This window comes from Parafrankia sp. FMc2 (genome assembly GCF_041008525.1).
Lineage (GTDB): Bacteria > Actinomycetota > Actinomycetes > Frankiales > Frankiaceae > Parafrankia.
On the sequence record NZ_JBFLUG010000330.1, the window covers coordinates 1 to 2,477 of the forward strand.

At 64.1% G+C, this 2,477-nt stretch carries 2 protein-coding genes; both read left to right on the forward strand.

The window, feature by feature from the left end:
- Positions 1-440, forward strand: a 440-nt coding sequence (locus AB1460_RS36870; protein WP_368967161.1) for a tyrosine-type recombinase/integrase, incomplete at its 5' end; no start/stop codon positions are given.
- 247 nt (positions 441-687) lie between these two features.
- The gene (locus tag AB1460_RS36875; RefSeq protein ID WP_368967163.1) at positions 688-1,830 is read left to right on the forward strand and encodes a site-specific integrase; all 1,143 of its coding nucleotides are present in this window, start codon (positions 688-690) and stop codon (positions 1,828-1,830) included.
- Positions 1,831-2,477: the final 647 nt, after the last annotated feature.

A 2,477-nucleotide genomic window follows, 5' to 3' on the forward strand; every position in this document is an offset into this window, starting at 1 on the left:
CAGGGCTGCTCCCACCCTCCCCGGCACCACCCGGATCAGGCTGCCCTCAGCTCCACCGCCCCGCTGCGACGGGATCAGCGGCGAAGGTCTCTCACCTCCACTCGAACCACTGCGCCTCACGGCGCACACACGAGCTGCGCCACACCGCGGCGTCACTGGCGGTCGCGGCCGGCGCGAACGTCAAGGCTGTACAGCGGATGCTCGGCCACGCCTCGGCGGCCATGACCCTCGACGTCTACGCCGGGCTGTTCGCAGACGACCTCGACGCGCTCGCGGACCGCCTCGACCAGGCCGCCGGAGCGGCGCGGCCCCACGGAAACCCCACGCTTACGTCCGCCAGCAACGCGGACGGCCTGCGGACACCTGCGGACTCAGTGCGGACCGGCCATGATCGAAAGGCCACCAGGGCGCGCCGCGGGCCGACGAAAAAGCCTGCCTGACCTGGGATGATGCGGATGTGGGGCGGGTGGGGCTCGAACCCACGACCGACGGATTACTATTGATCATCTATCGACATCCGTCGTGGTCCTCCGAAACCTGTTGCCACTAGGGAAACTTGCTCCCGAGCACGAGCCAGCGACCATCATCATCTAGCAAGATTTTTCTTGATTTCCGTGGGGTTTCCGTGGGGACCACGCTACCGTCAGAGACACCGGCGAAGCGCCCAGAACGGACGGCGGTGACCTCGTGGCCAGGCCCTCACTGAACCTCGGGACCTACGGCAACCTGTACACGGCGAAGTACGGCGAGGGGTACCGCGCACGCGCCCGATACCGCGACTTCGACGGGCGCACGCGGCTCGTCGAACGCCACGCCAAGACCAAGGGCGCCGCCGAGCAAGCGCTACGCACGGCGCTCCGGGACCGTGCCCGTGTCGACGTCGGCACCGGCGCCATCTCCGCCGAAGCGAAGGTCGCCGTTCTCGCCGAGGCGTGGTTCGAGTCCGTCCAGCGGCAGGACCGCTCCCCCAACACCACCGCCGCCTACCGGACACGGCTCGACAAGTCCGTGATCCCTGGCCTCGGCGAACTGCGCATCCGAGAGCTGACGGTCGGCGTCGTCGACCGCTTCCTGTCCATCATCGCTGAGAAGCACGGCCCGGCCGCCGCCAAGCAGACCCGCGCCGTCCTCTCCGGCATGTGCGGTCTCGCGGCCCGCCACGACGCCCTTGACCGCAACGTCGTACGCGACGCTGGACCGATCGCCGAGGCCACCCCCAAGGAACAGCCGAGGGCCCTCACCCTCGACCAGCTCCGAGAACTGCGCGTCGCGCTCCGGAACGACCCGAAGGCCGTCGGGCGCGACATCCCCGAGTTCGTCGACCTCCTCATGAGCACCGGCGTCCGCATCGGCGAAGCCGCCGGTCTGACGTGGGGTGCCGTGAACCTCGACGAGGGCTGGATCGAGATCCGCTCGACCGTCGTACGGATCAAGGGTCAAGGCCTGTTCAACAAGCCGAAGCCCAAGACCAAAGCCGGTCACCGCCGCCTGCAACTCCCATCCTGGATGATCCGGACCCTGAAGCAGCGCTTCGACAACCAGCCGGACGACGTGACGGTCTTCCCCGCTCAGCTCGGCGGACTGCGCGACCCATCGAACACGCAGGCCGACCTACGCGACGCTTTCAAGGCCGTCGGTATGGAGTGGGCAACCTCCCACATCGTCGGCCGCAAGTCCGTCGCCTCAGCGATGGACAGCGCCGGTCTGACGGCCCGCGCCGCCGCCGACCAACTCGGCCACCGCCAAGTCAGCCTCACCCAGGACCGCTACTTCGGCCGCAAGGTAGCCGAGACCGGAGCAGCAGCAATACTTGAGGAATTGGACGTTTAACGCCAGCCTGAATACCATCCTTCACGCCAATCAGTCGAGGCCCTGGCGTGTGCGCTCAGACCTTGATCGACCCGAGCATGATCACGACAAAAGTGAACCACTTCACACTACATGAGAGCTACCCAAATCAACCCGACAACGAGAGTTCAAAATTTCAACCACAATCAACGAGATGGTCCGTGGTCCGGATTTTCTGGCGATGTAAAGTATCGCGACTGCGCTTCGGCGCTCGCGAGATGCCATAGTACGACCAGCCGATGCATTTACTCGGGTCGTCGGATACATTAAAGCACACGGCGCCGTGAGCAGAAAAAGTATCGCCATATCCGTATCGGGGGAGGATTTATATGAGCGATAGTTTGATTCGGGAGATCCAGCGTGTCAACAAAACGAGCGATACTCTGATCAAGGAGTATTCAGAACTCCATGGAAGTATGTCTAGAGGTCACGTGCATCATGCGATGTACACTGACCTTTTCGAGTTTGCCAACCTTCGCGTCGAGACCGCCACGAGTTGCCTGATGCTAATCCGTCGAGATTGCATTGCGGACGCGCTCGGCCTCAGTCGGTCGTTGCTCTTTCTCGTCTACACCGCTCAGACCCCACGAGACCAGAGGGTACATCGTCTGACGTGTTCTGCTGGACCA